This is a genomic window from Sandaracinus amylolyticus (genome assembly GCF_000737325.1).
Classification (GTDB): Bacteria; Myxococcota_A; Polyangia; order Polyangiales; family Sandaracinaceae; genus Sandaracinus; species Sandaracinus amylolyticus.
This window is the reverse complement of the sequence record NZ_CP011125.1, coordinates 7,766,387-7,788,593: the sequence shown is the minus strand read 5'-3', so window position 1 is coordinate 7,788,593 and position 22,207 is coordinate 7,766,387. Positions and strand designations below refer to the sequence as shown.

14 protein-coding genes are annotated in these 22,207 nt (G+C 70.6%); 7 read left to right on the top strand and 7 right to left on the bottom strand.

Features of this window, described 5'->3' with window-relative positions; genetic code table 11:
- The first annotated feature begins 25 nt into the window (after window positions 1-25).
- The 3 genes from DB32_RS32835 (at window position 26) to DB32_RS32825 (ending at window position 5,804) form a co-directional block, all read left to right on the top strand.
- Complete coding sequence (locus DB32_RS32835) at window positions 26-811, top strand: MBL fold metallo-hydrolase (protein ID WP_053236605.1); 786 nt, start codon at window positions 26-28, stop codon at window positions 809-811.
- 40 nt (window positions 812-851) lie between these two features.
- A complete protein-coding gene (locus DB32_RS32830; protein WP_053236604.1) occupies window positions 852-2,213 on the top strand; it encodes a M20/M25/M40 family metallo-hydrolase in 1,362 nt (453 codons plus the stop codon).
- A 63-nt stretch (window positions 2,214-2,276) separates the two neighbouring features.
- Window positions 2,277-5,804 (top strand): serine/threonine-protein kinase, encoded by a 3,528-nt coding sequence (locus tag DB32_RS32825; RefSeq protein ID WP_053236603.1) that lies wholly within the window; start codon window positions 2,277-2,279, stop codon window positions 5,802-5,804.
- Window positions 5,805-5,811: 7 nt separating this feature from the next.
- Here DB32_RS32825 and DB32_RS32820 read toward each other — a convergent pair whose 3' ends face one another.
- Together DB32_RS32820 and DB32_RS32815 are read right to left on the bottom strand one after the other, a co-directional pair.
- Window positions 5,812-8,061: a helicase-associated domain-containing protein gene (locus tag DB32_RS32820; RefSeq protein ID WP_053236602.1), complete on the bottom strand. Its 2,250-nt coding sequence runs from the start codon at window positions 8,059-8,061 to the stop codon at window positions 5,812-5,814.
- Window positions 8,018-9,709: a DNA repair helicase XPB gene (locus tag DB32_RS32815; RefSeq protein WP_053236601.1), complete on the bottom strand. Its 1,692-nt coding sequence runs from the start codon at window positions 9,707-9,709 to the stop codon at window positions 8,018-8,020. Before DB32_RS32815 ends, DB32_RS32820 begins: the two co-directional genes overlap by 44 nt.
- Before the next feature lie 257 nt (window positions 9,710-9,966).
- Between DB32_RS32815 and DB32_RS47385 the strand changes: the two genes are divergently transcribed.
- The 4 genes from DB32_RS47385 to DB32_RS47380 all read left to right on the top strand — a co-directional run bounded on the left by DB32_RS47385 (window position 9,967) and on the right by DB32_RS47380 (window position 16,847).
- Complete coding sequence (locus DB32_RS47385) at window positions 9,967-10,173, top strand: hypothetical protein (protein WP_157069665.1); 207 nt, start codon at window positions 9,967-9,969, stop codon at window positions 10,171-10,173.
- 408 nt (window positions 10,174-10,581) lie between these two features.
- Entirely contained in the window at window positions 10,582-15,906 is a 5,325-nt protein-coding gene (locus tag DB32_RS32810; RefSeq protein WP_169791633.1) for a SpvB/TcaC N-terminal domain-containing protein, read from the top strand.
- A gap of 12 nt (window positions 15,907-15,918) precedes the next feature.
- A complete protein-coding gene (locus DB32_RS50310; RefSeq protein ID WP_083458076.1) occupies window positions 15,919-16,251 on the top strand; it encodes a hypothetical protein in 333 nt (110 codons plus the stop codon).
- Window positions 16,252-16,265: 14 nt separating this feature from the next.
- Window positions 16,266-16,847, top strand: coding sequence for a hypothetical protein (locus DB32_RS47380; RefSeq protein WP_157069663.1), 582 nt, complete (start codon window positions 16,266-16,268; stop codon window positions 16,845-16,847).
- Window positions 16,848-17,375: 528 nt separating this feature from the next.
- On the opposite strand, the gene DB32_RS47375 is transcribed toward DB32_RS47380, so the two are convergent.
- The 5 genes from DB32_RS47375 to DB32_RS32780 form a co-directional block, all read right to left on the bottom strand.
- Window positions 17,376-18,041 carry a hypothetical protein gene (locus DB32_RS47375; RefSeq protein WP_157069662.1) on the bottom strand — a complete coding sequence of 222 codons (666 nt, stop codon included), beginning with the start codon at window positions 18,039-18,041 and terminating at the stop codon, window positions 17,376-17,378.
- A gap of 116 nt (window positions 18,042-18,157) precedes the next feature.
- Entirely contained in the window at window positions 18,158-19,087 is a 930-nt protein-coding gene (locus tag DB32_RS47370; RefSeq protein ID WP_053236597.1) for a leucine-rich repeat domain-containing protein, read from the bottom strand.
- The gene (locus tag DB32_RS32790) at window positions 19,075-19,452 is read right to left on the bottom strand and encodes a hypothetical protein (protein ID WP_053236596.1); all 378 of its coding nucleotides are present in this window, start codon (window positions 19,450-19,452) and stop codon (window positions 19,075-19,077) included. The genes DB32_RS47370 and DB32_RS32790 overlap by 13 nt, the downstream gene beginning before the upstream one ends.
- A 13-nt stretch (window positions 19,453-19,465) precedes the next feature.
- Window positions 19,466-20,782 (bottom strand): hypothetical protein, encoded by a 1,317-nt coding sequence (locus tag DB32_RS32785; RefSeq protein ID WP_053236595.1) that lies wholly within the window; start codon window positions 20,780-20,782, stop codon window positions 19,466-19,468.
- Window positions 20,782-22,125, bottom strand: coding sequence for a hypothetical protein (locus DB32_RS32780; protein ID WP_157069661.1), 1,344 nt, complete (start codon window positions 22,123-22,125; stop codon window positions 20,782-20,784). Before DB32_RS32780 ends, DB32_RS32785 begins: the two co-directional genes overlap by 1 nt.
- Window positions 22,126-22,207: the final 82 nt, after the last annotated feature.

Here is a 22,207-nt window from a genome sequence, read left to right as displayed (position 1 = left end):
ATCGTGCCGCGAGGAGGTCGAACGAATGACGAAGGTGCACCGGATCGAAGGGCGCGTGATGCTCGTGAACGCCCACCTGGTCGAGTCCGCCGAGGGCGTGGTGCTCGTCGACGGCATGCTCACCGTCTCCGACGCACGGCTCGTGCGCGACGCGATCGCGGCGATCGGCAAGCCGCTGCGGGCCGCGATCGTCACCCACGCGCATCCCGATCACTACGCCGGGCTCGTGACGATCCTCGCGGATCGTCCGGTGCCGATCCACGCGACGCCCGCGGTGCGCGCCGCGATCGAGCGCGACGACGCGATCAAGAACGAGATCGTCGGTCCGATGATGCAGGGCGAGTGGCCCACGACGCGCGTGTTCCCCGATGCCGACGTCGCGCCGGGCACGACGCTGCGCGTCGCGGGCATCGCGTTCGACGTCGTCGATCTCGGGCCCGCGGAGTCGCCGGCAGACAGTCTCTACCGGTTCTCGGAGCGCGAGTGGTTCGTCGGTGATCTCGTGTACTCGCGCATGCACGCGTATCTCGCCGACGGCTTCGCCGCGCAGTGGCTCGCGGTGCTCGAGCGCCTCGAGCGCGAGCTCCCGCGCGATGCGGTGCTCCACGTGGGGCACGGCGAGCCCGGCGGTCGCGCGCTGGTCGCCGCGCAGCGACGCTACGTCGAGGCGTTCGCCGAGTCGGTGGAGCGCCATCGCGGCGCGCCGCGCGATCGTCGTCGCGCCGCGGTGGTCGCGGACATGAAGCGGCACCTTCCGACCGACGACCTCGTGTTCCTGATGGAGCTCAGCGTGGATCCGTTCGCCGGCTGATCTTCCACCACGCGGAGGGCTGGCCTATCGTTGCGCCGCGATGAGCCCCAACCCGCCGCTCGACTGGACCGCGATCACCGCCGAGGCGATCGAGCACTTCAAGGCCCTGCTGCGCATCCCGACGGTGAACCCGCCGGGCAACGAGCGACCCGCGGCGGACTACCTCGCGCGCATCTTCGAGGCCGAAGGCATCGAGCACACCATCGTCGAGAGCGAGCCGACGCGCGCGTCGATCGTCGCGCGCATCCGCGCGAAGAACCCGAGCGGGAAGGGCCCGCTGCTGCTCAACGGGCACCTCGACGTCGTCGGCGTCGATCGCGAGAAGTGGACGCACGATCCCTTCGGCGCCGTCGAGGCCGACGGCTGCATCTGGGGCCGCGGCGCGATCGACATGAAGAACATGGTGACGATGAGCGCCATGACCCTCGTGCTGCTCAAGCGCGCGAGGGTCGCGCTCGATCGCGACATCATCTTCGCGGGCGTCGCGGACGAGGAGTCGGGCTCGAACAAGGGCGCGGTGTTCCTCGTCGAGAAGCACCGCGAGCTCGTGCAGAGCGAGTACGTGCTGAACGAGGTCGGCGGTCACACGCTGCACATGGGCGCGGCTCGTTACTATCCGATCCAGGTCGCCGAGAAGGGCATCTGCTGGTTCGAGATCACGGCCGAGGGCGAGCCCGGTCACGGCTCGATGCCGCACCCCGGCAACGCGGTGGTGCGCATCGCGCGCGCGATCGCGGCGCTCGGCGACTCGCGCCTTCCGCAGCACGCCTCGCCGGTCGTCGAGAACTTCCTGCGCACGATCGCGAAGGGCGCGCCGTTCCCGCAGTCGAAGGTGCTCCCGCTGCTGCTCAATCCGCGCCTCGCGAGCACGCTGCTCGAGATCGTGCAGCGCATCGAGCCCGATCGCGCGAAGGGCCTCAACGCGATGCTGCGCAACACCGCGTCGCCGACGATGCTCGACGCGGGCCACAAGGTGAACGTGATCCCGTCGCGCGCGAGCGCGCACGTCGACGGGCGCGTGCTCCCGGGCATGACCGAGCGCGAGTTCCTCGACGAGGTGCAGCGCGTGATCGGCCCCGGGCTGCGCATCACGGTGCGCGAGCAGCACGACGGAGTGGAGTTCACCACCGACACGCCGCTCTATCGCGCGATCGAGTCGACGCTCGCGGTGCACGACCCGGGCGGCGTGCCGGTCCCGTACATGATCCCGGGCTTCACCGACTCGTTCGCGTACGCGCGTCTCGGCGCGATCTGTTACGGCTTCTCGCCGGTGCGTCTCGGTCGCGAGCTCGAGTTCACGAAGATGTACCACGGCCACGACGAGCGGATTCCGGTCGAGGGGTTCGCGTGGGGCCTGCGCGTCCTGTACGAGCTCGTGCGCGACTTCTGCGCGCGCAGCTGATCGCACGCGGCGTGCGCGAGCACGCTGCGCGTCGCGCATCGGTGGCGTATCGTCGGCGGGCTCATGCACACGATCCCGCTCGGCCCCTTCGAGCTGCACGGCCGCGTCGCGCAGGGCGGCATGGGTGAGATCTGGCGCGGCTTCCACCGCGCGCAGGGCGTCCCGGTCGCCGTGAAGGTGATGACCGGCGAGGCGATGCAGGACCCTCGCTACTACGAGGAGTTCCGTCGCGAGGTGCAGGCCGCCGCGCGCCTCTCGCACCCGCGCATCGCGATGGTGATCGAGTACGGCGCGATCCCGCCCGAGACCGGTCGCGCGTCGGGCGGCGCGCTCGTCGCGGGCAGCCCTTATCTCGTCATGGAGTGGGCGTCGCGCGGCTCGCTCGACGACCTGAAGCGCCCGCTCTCGTGGCGCGAGCTGCGCGGTCTGTTGCTCGCGCTGCTCGACGCGCTGTCGCACGCCCACGCGCTCGGCATCGTCCATCGCGACCTCAAGCCCGGCAACGTGCTGCTCGCGGACGACGGACCGCTCGATCGCGCGGTGCGGCTCAGCGACTTCGGCATCGCGCGCGCACAGCCGCGCGAGGAGGAGCGCCGCGCGTCGTCCGAGGGCGAGATGTCGGGCCTCACCGAGACGCCCTCGGGCACGCCGTTCTACATGGCGCCCGAGCAGGTGTTCGGTCGCTTCCGCGACTACGGCGCGTGGACCGATCTCTACGCGCTCGGGATCCTCGCGTGGGAGCTCGTGTGCGGCGAGCTGCCGTTCACCGGCTCGAACGTGCTCGCGATCTTCTATCAGCACCTCGAGCAGCCGCTGCCTCCGCTTCGCCCGCGCATCGCGGTGCCCGCCGGGCTCGACGCGTGGCTCGCGAAGCTGTGCGCGAAGCGCACCCGTGATCGCTTCCGCTGCGCGGCCGATGCCGCGTGGGCGCTCTCGTCGCTGCGCTTCGACGAGACCACGAGCGAGCCACCGCCGAGCGCGTCGCCGCGATCGATCGAGCCCGCGGCGTTCTGGGACACGCTGCCCTCGATGCCCGGCGTGCCGCAGTCGGCGTCGATCCGCATCGAGCCCACGTCGAGCGAGAAGCCGCTGCTCGAGCTCGCGGTCGAGGGCGACGACGAGACGATCCCGCCGCAGCCCGCGCACTGGGGCCGCGGCGCGGACGCGCAGCCCACGTCGATGCGGCTCGTCGGCGCGGGGCTCGGCCTGTGGTCGCTCCGCACCGTGCCGATGGTCGACCGCACGAACGAGCGAGACGCGCTCTGGGAGGCGCTGCGCAACGTGCGGCTCGAGCGCGCGCCGCGCGCGGTGGTGCTCCGCGGCAGCGCGGGGTGCGGCAAGAGCCGCCTCGCGCAGTGGCTCGTCGAGCGCGCGCACGAGGTCGGCGCGGCGGAGACGCTCGTCACGTCGCACCAAGCGGTGCCCGATCGACGCCAGGGCCTCGCGCGCCTGATCGAGCGTCACTTCCGCTGCGGCTCGCTCGACGCGGAGGGCGCGCTCGCGCGCATCGAGGAGCAGCTACGCGAGGACGGCGTCGGCGACGCGTACGAGTGGCGCGCGCTCGGCGGCATCCTGCTCGGCGAGGGCGGCGAGAACGCGCGGCTCTCGATCGCGCCGACCACGCCCGGCGAGCGGCACGTGCTGCTGACGCGCCTCTTCGCGCGCCTCACGCGCGAGCGCCCGCTGATCGTGTGGCTCGACGACGCGCAGTGGGGCGAGCCCTCGCTCGCCCTCGCGCGTCACGTGCTCGAGAGCGCGCCGGATCTCCCGGTGCTCTTCGTGCTCACGGTGCGTGACGAAGAGCTCGACGCGCGCCCGCGCGAGCGCGCTTCGATCGCCGCGATCGAGGCGATGCCGCGCACCCGCAGCTCGTGGGTCGGTCCGCTGCCGCGCTCCGACGTCCGCATGCTCGCCGAGGACGCGCTCGGTCTCTCGTCGGAGCTCGCGCGACAGCTCGAGGCGCGCGTCGCGGGACACCCGCTCTTCGCGCTGCAGATCGTCGGCGACTGGATCGATCGGGGCCTCCTCGCGGTGGGCGAGCGCGGCTTCGTGCTGCGTCAGGGCGCGCGCATGGCGGTGCCCGACGACATGCACGCGTTGTGGATCGGCCGCATCGATCAGGTGCTCTCGAGCCGCTCGCCGCACGCGCGCGCGCTGGTCGAGCTCGCCGCGGTGCTCGGCAACGACGTCGACGCCGACGAGTTCGCGCGCGCATGCGCGGTGCTCGGCCTCGAGTTCCCCGCGGACTTGCTCGAGCCGCTGATCCTCCACCGCATGATCGTGCCCGGCGAGAGCGGCTGGTCCTTCGCGCACGGTCTCCTGCGCGAGAGCCTGGTGCGCGCGGCGCGCGAGACCCATCGTTTGGTCACGCTCCATCGCGCGTGCGCGACGATGCTCGAGCAGACGCCCGACGCGCCGGGCGCGGCCGAGCGCCTCGCGTTCCATCGTCTCGGCGCGGGCGATCTCGAGAGCGCGCTCGAGCCGCTCCTCCGCGCGGTGCGCGCGCGGCTCGCGACGTCGGATCTCGACGCGGCGTTCGGTCTGCTCGACGACTACGAGCGCACATTGGCGACGCTCGCGATCGCGCCGACCGATCCGCGCGCGCTGCGCGGCGCGATGGTGCGCGCCGACGCGCACCGCCTCCACTGGGACTTCGAGTCGTGCGAGCGAGTCGCGCAGCAGACGCTCGATCTCGCGACGCGCGCCGCCGACGTGCCGGCGCGCGCCGAGGCGATCGCGATGCTCGCGGTGTGCGCGAGACAGAAGGGCGATCTCGCGCTCGCGATGAGCCGTCATCGCACTGCGCTCGGGCTCTTCGATCGCCTGAACGACTCGGTGGGCAACGCGCGCACGCTGCTCGCGATGGCGGCGGTCGCGCGTCAGCAGGGCACGGTCGATCGCGCGATGGAGCTCTACGAGCGCGCGCTCGCGCTCTTCGAGGTGCTCGAGGACGCGTCGGGGCGCGGCAGCTGTCTGCTCGGGCTCGGCAACCTGCATCGCGCAGCGCAGCGCTGGAGCGACGCGAAGTCGTACTACGCGCAGGCGCGCGACATCTTCGAGCGCCTCGGAAACCAGGGGAATCTGGCGCACTCGGTGAACGGCCTCGCCGAGGTCGCGCGCTACGAGGGCGACCTCGAGAGCGCGGAGCGCGGCTACCGCGAGGTGCTGCGCATCCAGGGCACGATCGGATCGAAGGCGACGTTCATCGGCCGCATGAACCTCGGGCTCGTGCTGATCACGCGTCGTGATCTCGAGGGCGCGCGCCGCGAGCTCGAGGGCGCGCTCGCGCAGCTCGAGAAGGGAAGGCAGCGCGGCTATCTCGGCTACACCCACGCGCTGCTCCTTCCGTGCGCGGCGGGGAGCCGCGACGGCGCGCTCTTCGATCGTCACCGCGAGGCCGCCGAGCCGCTGCTCGCGGAGACCTCGATGATCGATCCCGACATCGCGAGCGCCGCCGAGCTCGCCGGTCGTCTGTGGCTCGACGCGCAGGACACGACGCGCGCGCGGCAGTCGTTCACGCTCGCGCACGCGCAGTGGAGCGCGCTCGGCGACGAGGCGCGCGCCGCGGCCGCGCAGCGCGCGGCGGAGTGATCTTCGGCTAGCCGTGGAGGCGCACGGCCAGCACGTTCGCCAGCGGGAACGAGCGGCCGTCGCCGCTCTCCACGTCGGTGCCGAGCAACGTCACCTCGTTGCCGCGCGTGAGCACGCGCTCGGGCGTGAGCGACACGACGCGCTCGCCCTGCGACTTGCTCGAGACACGCACCCAGATCGCGCGCTGCGCGGCGATCGCTTCGTCGAGCGTGCGCCGCAGCGCGACGCGATCCTGCACCGGGAAGTCCTGCGCCCGCGGGCGCGCGCCCGGTGCCAGCGGCGGCTCGGGATCGCGCGTCGTCGCTCCTTCCAGCGCGGGGCGGCCCAGCGCGGACAACACGTCGCGCGAGCCCATCTGCCGCAACAAGTCGCGTCCGTCGGCGGTGAGGCTCGCGGCGGGCGGCGGCTCGGCGTGCAGCGCCTCGAGCAGCCCATCGAGGTCCTTCACGCGATCCAGGATCCGCTTCCGCTCCCGCGGCACGCGCGCGATCCACGGGACGAAGTCGAGGGGCATCGACATCGCGTGATCGAGCACGTCGAGGCCGTCGTCGTCGGGCAGCGCCTTCGCCCACTCGTGCAGCTCTCGGGTCGCCGCCGTCCACAGCTTCGCCGCGAGCTCGAGGAAGCGGCTCACGGGACCCACGTGATCCTTTGCTGCGCTGCGCAGCGCCCGCGCCGGCGCGAAGTCCCGCGTCGCCGCGAGGCCGGTGCGATCCTGGATGCGCGCGCGCAGCTCGGGCGACGGCTGCGCGCCCAGCCACGAGGGCGGTGCGAGCGTCGCGTCCATCCGATCGAACGACGATCGTTCGGCGAGCGGGGCGATCGCCCCGGCGACCCTCACGCCCGCCTTCAGCAGCGCCGACTCGAGCGACGCCGGCGTGCCGTCGATCAACAGCAGCGTCGGCGAGGGGCGCGCGACGACCTTCGAGCCGAGCGCACGCGCCGCGGCGTCCGCCGCCTCGGCCGACGACGTCTCGATCATCGAGACCTGACGCACCGTCGCGGTCCGGGCGCTCTTCGCCCAGTCCGCGACCATCGCGCGCACGTTGTCGGGGACGCCGTGCCTCCCGACCTGCTCCAGCGCGCGTTCGATCTCCTGCGCGCTCAGACCGAGCGCGAGCGCCGCCGAGATCGACGCCGGCGTGATGCGTCGGGTGAGCACCCGATCGAAGCGCACCGGCTCGGTCGCGAGCGCGATGACCAGCGCCAACTCGGGATCCGCCGCCGGCCCGAGCATCACCTCGAAGCTCGGCGTGACGTGCCCGTCGCCCGAGCCGCGCGCGATCCCGGACGGCGCGCGTCGCACGAACACGTGCTCCTCGTGGGTGCGCGTCGTGAGCGCGACCTGCTCCACCGCCGACACGGCGCGACGGCGCAGCGCGAAGAGATCGATCTGCTCGTCGGGGATCGCCTCGCTCCAGTGCGCCACCAGCGCTCGCACCACCGACTCGCGTGCGATCCAGCGATCGTGCGGCACCCACGTCGACACCACGCTCGACACCGACGAAGGCGCCCACGCGCGCGCCCCCGACGCGAGCGCTCGCAGCGCCTCGAGCCGCGGCGCGAGCAGCGTCCCTTGCGCGCCGAGCAGCCCGTCCGCGATCGCCGCGTCGATCTGCACCGCGACGTCCTGCTCCGGACGGCCGAGCAGGAGCGCGAGCTTCTTGCACGACGTCATGTTGACCGTCGCGTTCTTGTTCACGCGCAGCGGCACGTGCGCGCTCGTCGCCAGCAGCGCGACGAGATCGCGGAGCGACGAGTCGGGCAGCGAGGGCTCGTCGGCGTCGGGCGCAGGCGGCGTGGGCAGCGTGATCCCGCTGACGCGGCTCGCGATGTGGGGCGCCATCTCGTCGATCAGCGCGACCTCGAGCGTCGGAGGCAGGACGGGATGGGTCCTGACGTGCAGCCCGATCGCGAGGAGCTGCGGCTGCAGCGCGTGGTGCAGCGACGCGATCTGATCCTCGTCGAGCCCGAGACGGCGTCTCGCCTCCTGCGCGAGCAGCTCCGCGGACGTCGCGCCGCCCGCCTCGACCAGGATCTCGAGCACGCCCAGCGCCACGCCGGGCACCGCCGCGAGCCGCGCGTCGATCCACGCCGGGTCGGCGATCTTCTTCGCGGCCTTGCGTGCGTCCTCGGGCAGCCCGAGCGCGCGGCCCACCACCGGCAGGACCTCGTGCGCGATCTCCTCGAAAGGGATCGTGCGATAGAGCTCGTCAGTGGAGCGTGACGGGCCCGCGTGCTTCGTTCGCTTCGCCATCGTCGTCGCCGGTCCAGTCCTCGATGAAGTAGCGGTAGCCCTGCTCGGTCAGGAAGAGCTGCCGGTGCAGCGCGTTCTCCTGCTCCACGGTGTCGCGCGTCACGAGCGTGTAGAACGTCGCGCCACCCGGCTTGGGCCGGAGCACGCGGCCGAGACGCTGCGCTTCTTCCTGGCGCGAGCCCATCGTCCCGCTGAGCTGCACCAGCACGTTCGCCTCGGGCAGGTCGATCGCGAAGTTGCCGACCTTCGACAGCACGAGGCGCCGGATGCGCCCGCTGCGGAAGTCCGCGTACGCGCGCTCGCGCTCGGCGTGCGCGGTCTCGCCGGTGATCACCGGCGCGCCGAGGAGCGCGCCGGCCGCAGCGAGCGGCTCGACGAAGCTGCCGAGCACGAGCAGGCGATCGCCCGCGTGCCGCTCCGCGAGCTGCCTCAGCACCGAGAGCTTCAGCGGGTTCTCGCCCGCAATGCGCGGCTGCTCGCGGCGCTCGGCGTGCGCGTAAGGGAGCTGCAGCGCGGCGGGGAGCGGCACGCGCAGCTCGAAGCACGTCGCGGTCGCGATGTGCCCGCTCTTCTCGAGCTCGCGCCACGGCACGTCGTGGCGCTTGGGACCGATCAGCGCGAACACGTCGCCCTCGCGTCCGTCCTCGCGCACCAGCGTCGCGGTCAGGCCGAGCCGGCGCCGCGCCTGGAGCTCGGCGGTGAGCCGGAAGACCGGCGCGGGCAGCAGGTGCACCTCGTCGTAGACCACGAGGCCCCACGGCTCGCTCGCCAGGCGATCGAAGTGCGTGTGTCGCGTCGGCCCGGTGCCGCCCTTCTGCGCGAGCATCGCGTAGGTGCTGATCGTCACGCTCGCGATCGACTTGCGCGCGCTGCTGTACACCGCGACGTCGTGCTCGCCGAGCGTCGTCTTGGCGAGGATCTCGCGGCGCCACTGATCGCCCGCCTCGCGCCCGCTCGTGAGCACCAGCGTGCGCACGCCGAGCGCGGCCATCGCCATCATCGCGACCACCGTCTTGCCCGCGCCGCACGGCAGCACGACGACGCCGTGCGAGCCCGCCGCGACGAACGCGTCCACGGCCGCGCGCTGATAGGGGTACGGCGTGAACACGTCGTCGCGCGTCGCGATCGGAAGCGGCGCGCCCGCGACCAGCCCGGCGCGATCGTCGACCGGATAGCCGATGCCCAGCAGCGTCTGCTTGACGAGCCCACGGTGCGCGACGTCGAGCACGAACCCGTCGGGCGCGGGGCGCAGGATCGCGCCCGCCTTCTTGTCCCCGGCGAGCCGCTCGCGCACGAAGCGCTCCCGCACCGCGAGGCGCAGCAGCGCGGGATCGCTCGGGTGATCGTGCAGCGAGCACACCCCGTGTCGCGCCATGCGATCGCGGATCTCGTGCTCGACGCTCGCCGGCACGTCGTAGCGCGAGATCGCGCGGAGCCCCTCGATCACCTCGTCGGCGCGCGCCCCCGCCGACGCGGCGTTCCAGAGCGCGAGATCGGAGAGCCGATACGTGTGCACGTGCTCGGGCGACTTCTCGATCTCCGCGAAGCGCGCGAGGATCTGGCGCGCGGCCTCGTAGCCCGGATGGTCGACCTCGAGCAGCACGGAGCGGTCGCCCTGGACGACGGCGGCACGATCGGTCTGAGCCACGGGGACGGGCGTATCGCGGCGGACGCGGAAGCGCCACCGCCGGCGGGTGCCTCGATGCCGTACCACCGCGGCGGTCGTGCGACATCACCCGGGTCGTCGTGATCGACGGCCGCGGCGGCCCTCGGGCACCGAGAACCCGCCCGCGAGCCCAGGAGGCGTCCGTAGACGAGCCGCAACGTCGTCGAAGGCGGTGAAACGGCGCGCGGGCGATCGCGATCGCCGCGCGATGATCCCAGGGCGCGCCGGGACGAGTGGGGTTGCCCGAGCAGGATTTCAAATCCGGGGAAGGGCAAGTGGAGTTGCCCGAACTGGATTTGAAATCCAGGGAAGGGCAAGTGGAGTTGCCGCAACTGGATTTGAAATCCAGGGCAAGGCAAGTGGAGTTGCCGCAACTGGATTTGAAATCCAGGGCAGGGCGAGTGGAGTTGCCGCGACTGGATTTCAAATCCAGGCCGGGCAAGTGAAATCGTCCTGCCCGTCCTCGCGTGCTCGTGCGCGCACGGGAGCGTCCCGGCCGAGCGCCCGACGAGGCGCGTGTCGACGTCGCGCGCGCATTCGTGGACCCATCAGGCCGAGCGTCGCGCCGGAGGCGGGCCCTCGAGACTGATCGTCGGCGGCGGGCCCACGTTCCCCCCTCGAAGGGGGTGCGCGGCCCCGAGGCGACGCCGAACAATCGGCCGATGCCCGCACGCCCGAGCACCGCTGGTGCGCACCTCCGCGCGATCAGCCGACCAGCCCGTACGCGGGTTGGCTTCGTCTTCGCGATGGTCTGGAGCCGCTTCGCGCGACGCGATCGGAGGTCCTCGCACCGGACGTCGGCGACGGGCACGCACTCGCTCGTTGCTCGAGCGCTGTCCGCGACGCTCGCGTGCTTGCTGTTCTGGACGCCGCTCGCTCCGCGCGTCGCGCATGCGCAGCAGATCGAGATCTCGGAGGAGGAGCAGCGCGCGATTCGCGAGGCCGCGTACGACCGTCAGCCCGAGCTCGACGAGGCGCACCTCGAGGACGTCGAGCTCGACAGGGAAGCGGAGTACGAAGGACCGCCTCCGAGCGAGACGTCGAGCGGCGCGCCGCTCGCGCTCCCGGGGGGCGACACGCGCACGGCGGTCAATCCGCAGGCGATCTCGCTGCCGACGGCCGAGGGCTCGATCGACGGCATGGGCGAGTCGTTCACGCCGAACCTGAGCTCCGGCACCGGGAGCATCGGCGTGCCGATCGCGGTCGCGCCGGGTCGCTCGGGGGTGCAGCCGAGCTTCTCGCTGGCGTACGCGACGAGCGGCGGAAACGGACCCGTCGGCTTCGGATGGTCGCTCTCGGCCCCGTTCATCTCGCGCCAGGTCGATCGTGGCGTGCCGCAGTACGACGACCAGCAGCGATGGCATCGAGGTGAGGACCGCTTCATCTACAACGGCGGTCAGGAGCTCGTGCCGGTCGACTCGACCGCGATGGCGCGAGTCGACATGGAGTCGGCGAGCGCGACTGCGACGTTCCCCGACGGCGTGAATGGGGAGTGGCAAGAATACCGCGCTCGGGTCGAGGGCGGATTCATGCGCTTCTTCCGTGCCCCCGACTTCACGCGCTGGGTCGTGCTCTCGAAGGATGGCAGTCGCTTCGACTTCGGGCGCGTCAGCGCCGGGCCGAGTGAGATCGTCAGCGGCTCGGTGAACGCGCTCGAGCGCGACCCGAGCGCGCCGAATCGCGTCTATCGCTGGATGCTGACGCGAATGGCCGACTCGCACGGCTCGCCCGTCTGGTATCGATATCAGCAGTTCGACAACAACGCGTACCTCCAGGACGTCACGTATGTCTCGCCGCACGCGTGTGCGGTCGGTTCCGCGGACGACAACGCGGGATGCTCGGAGAGCCTGGCCTCATACGCGTCGCGCGTCGCATTCGAGTACGAGGCGCGCCTCGATGTCTTCGACACGTGGGTGAGTGGATGGCGAATCGCGACGCCGCGGCGACTCGCGCGCGTGGTGGTGACCGCGTGGGACGACGACCTCGGCGAGCGCGCGCTGGTGCGCCGATATCACCTCTCGTACTCGAACGCAGGATTCCACTCGATGCTCACTGCGGTGCAGCTCGAGGGGCGCCCCGACGCCGCGAACGAGTGGGGCGTGCGGGTGCTCGGTGCGCCGGTGTCCGAGCGCAGCCTGAGCGCGAGCCCCGTGGGTCCGATGCTCCCTGCGATGCGCTTCGACTACACGTCCGTGCCGAGCGCGCTCGATGGGACGGTGCACGACGTGATCGGCAGCCCGCCGCACTCCGTCGACGAGGCACGCAGCGATCTGTTCGATGTCAACTCCGATGGTCTGCCCGACCTCGTCGTGACCGATCCCGCGCGCTATCGGACGCGCGACGGGCGCCCCGCAGCGGGTGTGTTCTTCAACGGATTCCGTGGTACTGGAGCAGCACCGGCGCAGACCGCAGCGCAATTCAGCGCGGCAGTTCCGGTCGCTGTCCCACCGGGGATGGACGGCGTCATGGCGCTGTCGAATCCGAACGTCGCGCCGATGGACATCGACGGTGATGGGCGCAGCGACCTGCTCCACATGCCGCGGCAGCGCACGTACGGCTGGTTCTCGCCGACTCGCTCGCCCGACCACGAGGGCGAGTACTCGCCGGGCGCGCAAGGTTGGCAGTGGAGCTACGAGCAGATTCAGCTGCCCACCACCGACGCGGACCCGCGCATCGATCTCGGCCGCGACGGCGCGCACATCCAGGTGCTCGACGTCAACAACGACCACCTGATCGACGTCGTTCGCACGACGGGCACCGAGATCCAGACGTGGCTCAACCTCGGCTGGCTCGACCGCGGGGAAGGGCGATTCGGGTCGTACTCGTGGCGCGGTGAGACTGCCACGCTGAGCACGGCTCCGGTGCGCTCGTGCCTGCCGGTCGCGGGCACCGTCTACGACTTCGAAGATCCCGAGTCGCGCCTCGGCGACATGAACGGCGACGGGCTGCAAGACCTCGTGCGCATTCGCCGTGGCCGCGTGATCTACTGGCCCGGTCGCGGTGACGGCAGCTTCGGTATCGGCACGCGTGGGTGTGCGCCGGGCCTGACCAGCGATCGTCACATCGAAATGACGACTCCGCCGGCCGAGATCAACACCGAGCTGGCGGGCGTGTACCTCGCGGACATCGACTCGGACGGCACCGACGACGTCGTGCAGGTCCGCTTCGACGCTATCGACGTGTGGCTCAATCGCGCGGGGCGCGCGTTCGCTCAGCGCATCATCGTGCGCGGCGTGCCGGCGAATCCGGGATTCGCCAATCGCATTCGCCTGGTCGACATCGACGGGTCGGGCACCGTCGATGTCGTCTACGGCACGGCGCACGGGTGGAGATACATCGATCTCGTCGGTGGGCTCCGGCCGCGGCTTCTGGTCGGCGTCGAGAACGGCCTCGGCGCACGCACCGAGCTGCAGTACGAGACGAGCGCAGTCGACTACCTGCGCGACCTCCAGGCGTGCGCGACCGGCGACACGCGCAACTGCTTCACGTGGAACCAGCCCGGTGACCCTGGTGAGCGCCTGCTGACGCATCGCTCCGGTGGGTCGCCCGTGATCTCCACGGTCGTCCGCTCGATCACCACGACGGACCGGATGGACGTCTACGGTCTCGACCCGCAGCGCGCGACGCAGCGCCTGCACTACCACGATGCCTACTACGAAGGCATCGAGCAGGAGTTCCGCGGCTTCGGCGTCACGGACTCCTGGGCCATCGGCGACTGGAACAACCCGACGACGATCACGCGCACCTGGTTCCAGCAGGGCCGTCGTTCGCAAGCGATCGCAGCAGAGCGTCTCGAGCACAACCCCGACGAGGCGCTCAAAGGCCGCGAGTGCCTCACCGAGACGCTCGATGACGAAGGGCGGTATCTCGCGTCCGCGCACGCCACCCTCGCAGTGCGTCACCTCGCCGATGGGCTCGATGGTCGGCCGATCGACTACGCGTATGTCGTCGAGGCGAACGAGATTCGATACGACACGACTCCGTTCACTCCGTTGACGGACGCACGAGTCACGCTCACCGACGTCGAGTACCGCGAGTCAGGCACCGACGGCGACGTCACATCCAGCCGGACACGTGAGGTGCCGATTCGCGGTGCGCGCTGGGCACGGATCCGGACGACCTATGACCGTGTCGACAACCTCGGTCACGTCCTGGAGCAGACCGCGCACGGTGCGGTCGAAGTCGATGGAGGTCTGTCCGCCGTCGATTCACCGATCGTCTCGCACGCCGAGGTCGTTCGGCTGGGGACCTGGACATGGCGGACTCGCCGCAGCTGGGTCGATGGTCCCTCCGGGCTCCGACTCGGTGAGACCACCATCGATGTCGACGACTTCACTGCGGCAGGCGACCCTCAGCACACCGTCACCACCGTTACCGGCGTGCCGACGCTCGAGTTCGGCGGCGAGTCGTCCGATGAAGGCGGCGCGCTCGGATACGACATCGCCGATGCGCGCCGGAACGTCAGCGCATCGGTGGCATACGACGCCTGGGGACAGCCGATCGCGCAGTGCGCAGGTGGCGATCTCGGCGGCGTCGCCGCCACCGCGCCGCCGGCTCAGTGTCTTCGGTTCGGAACCGTCACCCGCGACGCACGATTCGCTCAGCTCGCACTCGTCGAACGAGCCTGGGTCGGGCGCGCGCCGGATGCGTACCTCGAGACCGCCGGCGTGTGGGATCGCGGCCTGGCGCTCCTGCTCAGCGCGGAAGCGCCGAACCACGAGATCTCGGCGATGCGCTACGACGGCTTCGGCCGTCCCGTCGCCGCGATCCCGCCGGCCGTCGCAGGCTGCCCCGACGGCCTTCCGACCACACTGATCCGCTACGAGCTCACGAGCGATCCCGAGAACGCGCCACTCTCGCGTGTTCGCACCACCACGGTCCTGCGGAACGCGGCGGACTGCTCGCCCGCGAATCCCATCGAAGGCATCGGCTACGTCGACGGTCTCGGCCGCCCGCGCGCCGCGCTCGCGACCGGCGACGAGACCCACGCGTGGGTGCGCAGCGGGATCACGACCTTCGACCAGAAGGGCTCGGTCCGCCGGACTTACCAGTCGGACTTCTACGACGGATCCGAGAATGACTTTGCGGCCGTCGTCGCGCTGCCCGCGGACATTCCGTACGCCGTCACTCGATACGACGCGTTCGGTCGCGCGCGCGGCGTGATCGCGGAAGACGGCTCGACTGTCTGGACGAGCCATCACGCGCTCTCGACCGACGTCTGCGACCCGCTCGACAACGACCACTCGTCTCCGCACTACCGCACGTGCACCACGGCGCGCGTCGACGGCCACGGCCGCGTGATCGATCAGATCCTGCGCAATCGAGACCCCGACACCGGCGCTGACGAGCAATATCGACTCTGGACGTGGTACCGCCAGGACGGCGCCGTGCTCGCGCTCGCGCGCACGCAGCGCACCGCCTCGATCACGCGCCCGGCGAGTGTCCCCGCCCGCGATGCGACGACAGTTGCCCGTACGTTCACCTACGACTCCATCGGTCGCCGCTGGACCAGCGCGGATCCCGACACCGACTCGCGGAGATCGACGCGAACGGCCGCGAATCGGAGCTGGCGCTATCTGTTCAACCGCGTCGGCGATCTCGCGGCAGTGCGCGATCCGCGCGGATGCGGCCAGAACTTCTTCTACGATCTCGGCGGGCGGCTCGTCGGCGAGCAGTACGTGAGCTGCACCGAATCATCGCCGATGCGCGGCGAGCAACCGATCGCCCTGCTCGCGGCGGGCGCGACGGGGCTGGACGAGAATACGCCGCCGGTCCTCGTCGACGTCCGCTATTACTACGACGACTACTCCGGTCTCGACTGGAGTGATGACGTGCGCAGCGGCGATCTCGGTCATCCCGAGTACCCCGAGGTCCTCGCGGCGGTTGACGCACGTGCTGCTGGCATGCCGACGGGCGTCGAGGATCGCGGCCAGCGTTCCGTCATCGCGTACGACCGACGCGGTAACGCGGTCTGGTCGGCGCGCCAGATGGCGTTCATCTCGAACGCGCCTGAGCTGCTCGCAGCACCGCTTCCCCACCCCGATGAGGAACCGGCTCCGAACGACGTACCGCGCCGAATCGAGGCGCCGAGCACGGGTACCATCGCGTACGACGCGCATCCCGCGCACACGTACGTGCGCCGGCGACCTTCGATCACGCCTCGCGACCGATCTCGATGACGCTGCCGCGCGATCCCGACTGGGACCCGATCGGTCTCCGGTGGCTTCCCGAGGAGCAGTGTCGAGTTCTGGCAAGAGTGGGCGCGCATGCATCCCGAGACGCTCAGCGAGACGAATCTCAGCCTGATACAGGGGATGAATCCAACGACGGGGGCGCGGCAGGCGCCTGCGGCTCCACGTGTCGACGAAACGTGGGTACGTTATTTCCCCGAACACGCAGGGTTCACGGGCGCGGAAGCTGTGCTCGAGCACCACCACGTCGATGGTGGCCGCTGGGCCGTTCCGATACCGAGGGGCGCGCACAGGCCGCCGCGGGGCTCCGGCGATCAAATGCACCATAGGTGAGTACCACAATGAACATGGACGCGCTCGTTAGCGCATATCGCGGCTGGTTCTCGGCTGAAGATGGAGACACGGGACGTGACTCGAGCTATTCGGTCGTAGGCTCTGATGAGTTCAGTGGATGGGTGCTGGCATTGCGCAGGGCCTTTCCGGATGCGAACTGGAAGGCGATCGTCTCCGAGATCTACAGCCGATATGCGTGGTCCGAGATGCGACTCGCTCTCACCAGGTTTGCTGGCCCTCGTTCCGCGCAACTGCATGACGGCGCAGCTGCGTACCTTCGCGACGGCCTGTGGCTCCTTGGATTCGATATCGGTGATGGTGGTTGCTACGTCGTCGATATCCGTGGTGAAGGGGGCGTTTGGTTTCAACCGGATGGCGCTGACGGCCGTGAAAACCTCGAAGGGCCCCTTGCCTCGTCAATGGAGTCGCTTCTACAGGTAGAGCTGCGTCTCATGACAGACCTCAGGAGGTTCCTACACAGCCAAGCTCTCCTGGATGAGCCGACCCTGCGAATCGCGATTGCCGAGGTCGACCCCGTGATGGGCGGACCCGCATGGGATTGGTGGCGACGGCAGTTGCTCGGGTTGTTGTATTGACGAGCAGGTGAAAATGGCGCTGAGTGAAAACGACACGATCGTAGGCGTATCGCTTCACGATAGGCCAGCTAGACTGAGGCACGCTGCCAAGCCGCATAGCTGACCTGCTGGAAACGCCAGGATCGTCAACGCGGTGTTCGGATCAGGACCTCCCCGTCGTCTAGCGTTGCAATTGCGCGCGAGCTCTGAATGCGGGCGAAACGCGCCCGGAACCATGGGCGCGTCCCCCCAGCGTTCGAGTGCGGCCCGGTGCCGCTCGTGTTAACCCACGAACTCCGGTTCCCTGGGGTGCTCTGGCCGACGGAGACTGTTCGTAATAGGCGTCGTTTGGGGAGCTGAATCGTCATATCGACGCGCCACGACTCGTTCGGTCGCATCGCGCGAACTCCGATGGTCGGCTTCGACGGATGCACGCGTGCTCGAGGGCGGCGCCCGCCTCGCTCTCGAATGACTCTCTTCGTGGTCGCATCTGAAATGAGGTCGGACCCGCTCAAATCGGCATGTCTTTGCGGCGTCCGACTCGATCGCTCAGGACGTCGTCATGTGCGTCGGGTCGAGGATCACCCGCGCGTCATCGTTCGCGCCGCGCATCTCCATCAGGTCCGTCACGATCGGCGTGAGCTCTTCCGCGCGCGATCCGAGCCTCGCTTCGAGCACGATCCCGATCGACGAGAGCACCGAGCCCAGCACCAGGCTCATCACGTCCCACTCTTCTTCCTCGAAGCCCACCGGCAGCACGCGCCACGCTGCGCCCTCCGCGACCATCTCCTCGAGGTACTCGCGCACCAGATCGAACGCCGACTGCGCGGCGGGCGACACCTCGCCATCGAGGCGCGCGATCGTGTCCACCACGCTCTGCAGCTGCGTCTCGAACGTCGCGGCCGCGAGCATCAGATCGTCGAGCTCGACGCGTCGGTCTCGGTCGTAGTGCCGCGCCAGTCGCGCGTCCCCGACAGCTGCACCGTGCACGTCGGCGACGGAGTCACGCCGAGCGTGTCGTTTACCTCGATGCGCAGCGATCTCGCACGCCCCGCCGGCACCGCGAACATCCCGCGCACGCTCGTCCCGGTGCCGACCATGTCGGCAATCATCCCGCCGTTCTTCGTCGAACACGCGGTACGCAGGCGCGCCCGCATCGCAGCTCACCTGCAGCGTCGCTTCGGGCATCGCATCGCCCTCGCCGTCGATGATCACCGAGACTCGAGCGCCGGCCGGCGCGACGAGCTTCAGCCGACGAGGCGCAGGGCGAGGACGTCGAGCTCGAGGCGGCACGACGAGCGGCGGTCCCGCACGAACCGCCGACGGGCCAGTCAGAGCGCGCGGTCGAAGCGCACCTCGACGCCGCGCTTCCGCAGCGCCGGGTCGAGCTGGCTCTTGAACGTCTCGAGCGTCGAGCCTGCGAGGCGCAGCTCGCGCAGGGCGGGCATGCGCGCGAGCGCGTCGTGCTCGAGGAACCCGCCGCGGCAGTCCTCGAGCGAGAGGACCTCGATCGCCGGCGCGAGCACGTCGAGATCGGGCACACGCTCGAGCGAGTAGCCGCACAGCGCGAGCGACCGCAGGGCAGGCAAGCGCGAGAGCACGGGGAGCACCTCGGCGAACGGAACGCGCCCCAGCGCGAGGTGCTCGAGCTCGCGCATCGCCACGATCGCATCGGCAAGCCCGCGCACCGGGCTCGAGGCAGTGACCTTCAGGTTGCGAAGGCGCACGAGCCCCGCGAGCGCAGATGCCTGCTCGAGGTCGCTGTCGACGGAGAGCTCCTCGAGCGTGTCGGGAAGCGCCGGGATCTCGATGAGCCCGACGAGGTACAGCGACGCGCTCTTCAGGCGCGGGCACGCGCTCGCACCGTGGAGCGCGCGGAGCCCAGGCAGGCAGCTCAGGCCGAGCGAGCGGAGCTCCGGCATCCCTCCGAGCTCGATCGTGTGCACCGCGTTCGAGTTGTAGACGCGGAGCTCCGTGGCGGTGCCGCCGATCGGACCGAGCGAGCACTCCTCGCTGGCCGGCATGATCTCGAGCGTCTCGGCGTCGGCGGTGACCGGACCGTCGAACCCGACGAGGCGGAGCGCGGTCGCGCGCGGCGGCGCGTCTCCTCGAATGCGCGAGCGAGCGATCGTCAGCGTGTCGCGCCGCGCGTCGCCCAGCGCTGCGAGGTCGAGGTCTCCGATCCCCTCGAGCTCGAGGCGCGGAACGCTCCGCACGGCATCGACGCCGTGCAGGGCGGCGGCGTGCTTCACGCGCAGCACCGCAGGCTCGGGAACGCGGCGAGCGGCTCGAGATCGAGCGGGGCGCTCGCGTCCCCTTCGAGCGCGAGGCTCCCGACGGATGCGCGGAGCGCCTCGGCATTCGGCCCGCGTGCCGCCGCGGCGACCGCGACCAGCCGATGCATCAGCGCGTTCTTCGCCTTGCCGCGTCCGGAGAACAGCGCGTTCGGCGTGAACGATCCTGGATCGTTCGCGCGCGGCTGCGACCAGCTCACGCCCGCGAGCGCGGCGTCGAGCTCCGCGGCCGTCGTGCGCGCGACGAGCGCTCGCCACGCTTCGCTCTTCGTGTCGCGTATCGCCGAGCCGAGATCCTGCGGCTCCACGTCGGTGCGCTTCTTGGATGCCATACGCAGGCTGCCCTCAGGACGTCGTCATGTGCGTCGGGTCGAGGATCACCCGCGCGTCGTCGTTCGCGCCGCGCATCTCCATCAGGTCCGTCACGATCGGCGTGAGCTCTTCCGCGCGTGATCCGAGCCTTCCTTCGAGCACGATCCCGATCGACGAGAGCACCGAGCCCAGCACCAGGCTCATCACGTCCCACTCTTCTTCCTCGAAGCCCACCGGCAGCACGCGCCACGCTGCGCTCTCCGCGACCATCTCCTCGAGGTACTCGCGCACCAGATCGAACGCCGACTGCGCGGCGGGCGACACCTCGCCATCGAGGCGCGCCATCGTGTCCACCACGCTCTCCAGCTGCGTCTCGAACGTCGCGGTCGCGAGCATCAGATCGTCGAGCTCGACCGCGTCGGTCTCGATCGTCGTGCCGCGCCAGTCGCGCGTGCCCGAGACCTGCACCGTGCACGTCGGCGAAGGAGTCACGCCGAGCGTGTCGTTCACCTCGATGCGCAGCGAGCTCGCACGCCCCGCAGGCACCGCGAACGTCCCGCGCACGCTCGTCCCGGTGCCGACCATGTCGGCGATCATCCCGCCGCGCTCTTCGTCGAACACGCGGTACGCAGGCGCGCCGGCGGTGCATCCGACCGTCAGAGTCGCCTGAGGCACCGCCTCGCTCTCGCCCTCGACGATCACCGACACCCGCGCGCCCGCAGGCGCCACGAGGCTCAACCGTCGCGCCGCGACGTACTCGGTGTCGACCCGCAGCCGCACGTCGGCGGTCGCGTCGACGAGCGCGCCGTAGCGCTCGCGCACGTGCGTCAGCAGCACCGCGAGATCGTCGCGCAGCTGGCTCAGCGCGGCCGTCAGCGCCGCGTCGTCGGGGAAGCCCTCGAGCGCGAGCTCGCCCACGTCGATGATCGCGCGCTCGAGCTGTCGCACCACCACGAGCGCGGGGATCGCCGCCGCGCCGAGCGAGCGCGTGCCCACCGACTTCTCGCCGATCACACCCGCGATCTCGATCACGCTCTTCTCGCCGATCACCGCGTCGAGCCGCACCGAGAGCACGTCGATGCGCACCAGATCGATGTCGGTGCGCATCGCCTCGGGGATGTCGGCGACGACGTCCTGCACCACCACGAGGCTCGACCGCGCCGCCTCGCGCGACATCGTGATCGGCCCCGGCGGCTCGACGAACGCGTCGACACCGGCGTCGCTGCCCGCGTCGCTCGGCACGGTCGCGTCGATCTCGATCGCCGCGTCCACGCCCGCGTCGACGTCGCCGCCGTCTCCACCGCCGCCGCATCCGGCGAGCAGCGCCGCGATCACGATCGTACGTCGCATCACAGCGCGCCCATGTGCGTCGGCGCGAGCGTCTCGCGCGCCGCGTCCTCGGTCATCCGCAGCCCCGCGAGCTCCGTGCGCACCGTCTCGAACACACCCGACGACGTCAGCGCGGGGCTCGTCTCGAGGTGCTGTCCGACCACGTCGATCACCCGCGTGAAGACGAGATCGTGGATCTCGTAGTCGTCCTCGTGCAGCGCGCGGATCGGCCCGCGCCACGTCGAGGTCTCGCCGTTCATCTCCGCGATGAACGCGCGCACCGCCGTCGCGGCCTCGCGCTCGCCCGCGCCGCCCGACGCGATGATCGCCTCGAGCGCGCCCTGCAGCATCGCGCTGTGCGTCTGCCAATCGGTCGTGAGCGTGTCGAGCGTCGTGTTCTCGCTCGCGTCGAGCTCGATCGCCTCGCCGCGCCAGTGTCGGTGCCCGAACACCTGGAACGTGCACTGCGTCCAGGTGCCGTCGCTCACGGTGTCCTCGACGGCGATCCGGATCGAGCTCGGCGTCTCCGCGGGCAGCGGCACCGAGATGCCGCCGAGCATGACCATCTCGGGCGCGACGATCTCCGCGCCAGCGCGCTCCTCGTCGTACACCGTGACGAACACCGCGCGCCCGCAGTCCACCGAGATGTTCGCCTCGGGCATCGCGGCATCGCGACCCTCGACGATCGCGTGCATGTCGACGCCGCCCGGCGGCACCATCACGACCATCGCGTCGTCGTACCCGGTGTCCTCCGGGTACTCGGTGATCGGCACCGAGTCGACGATCTCGCGATATCGATCCCACACGAGATCACGCAGCGTCGCGAGGGACTCTCGCGCCTCGACCAGCCGCATCCGAAGCGCCATGCGCAGCGGCTCGGTCGACGCAGCCCACGCCGCGTTCTCGAGCTGGAAGTCGATGTCGCGCACCACGCGCGCGAGCTGTCGCGCCACCACGATCGCGGGGATCGCGTTCACCGGCAGCGACGCCGGTCGGATGAGCCGCTTCTCGCCGATCACGCCGACGAGATCGATCAGGCTCGTCGTCTTCTCGCCGATCACCGCGTCGAGCCGCACGAACGTGAGATCGACCGCGAGCAGCTCCGCGCTCTCGCGCGTCGCCGCGGGCAGCATCCCGAACGCCTCGCCTGCTTCGGCGACCTGCACGCGCGCGTCGTCGCGCGCCATCTCGATCGGGCTCGGCGGCCCCGCATCGGCCTCGCCCGCGTCGACTGGCGGTGTGCCAGCGTCCGCGCCGGCGTCGAAGGACCCCGCGTCGGGCAGGATGGGGCCGTCGTCGTCGCCGCAACCGACGGCGAGCGCGACGACGAGCGTGATGAGCGTGATCGAAGTGAAGGACTGCATCGCGTACATGGTACCCGTCCCTGCTTCCGGTTGACGGTGGTGTGACGCCGACGGATCATTCGGCGTTTTCGGGGCTGTTTCG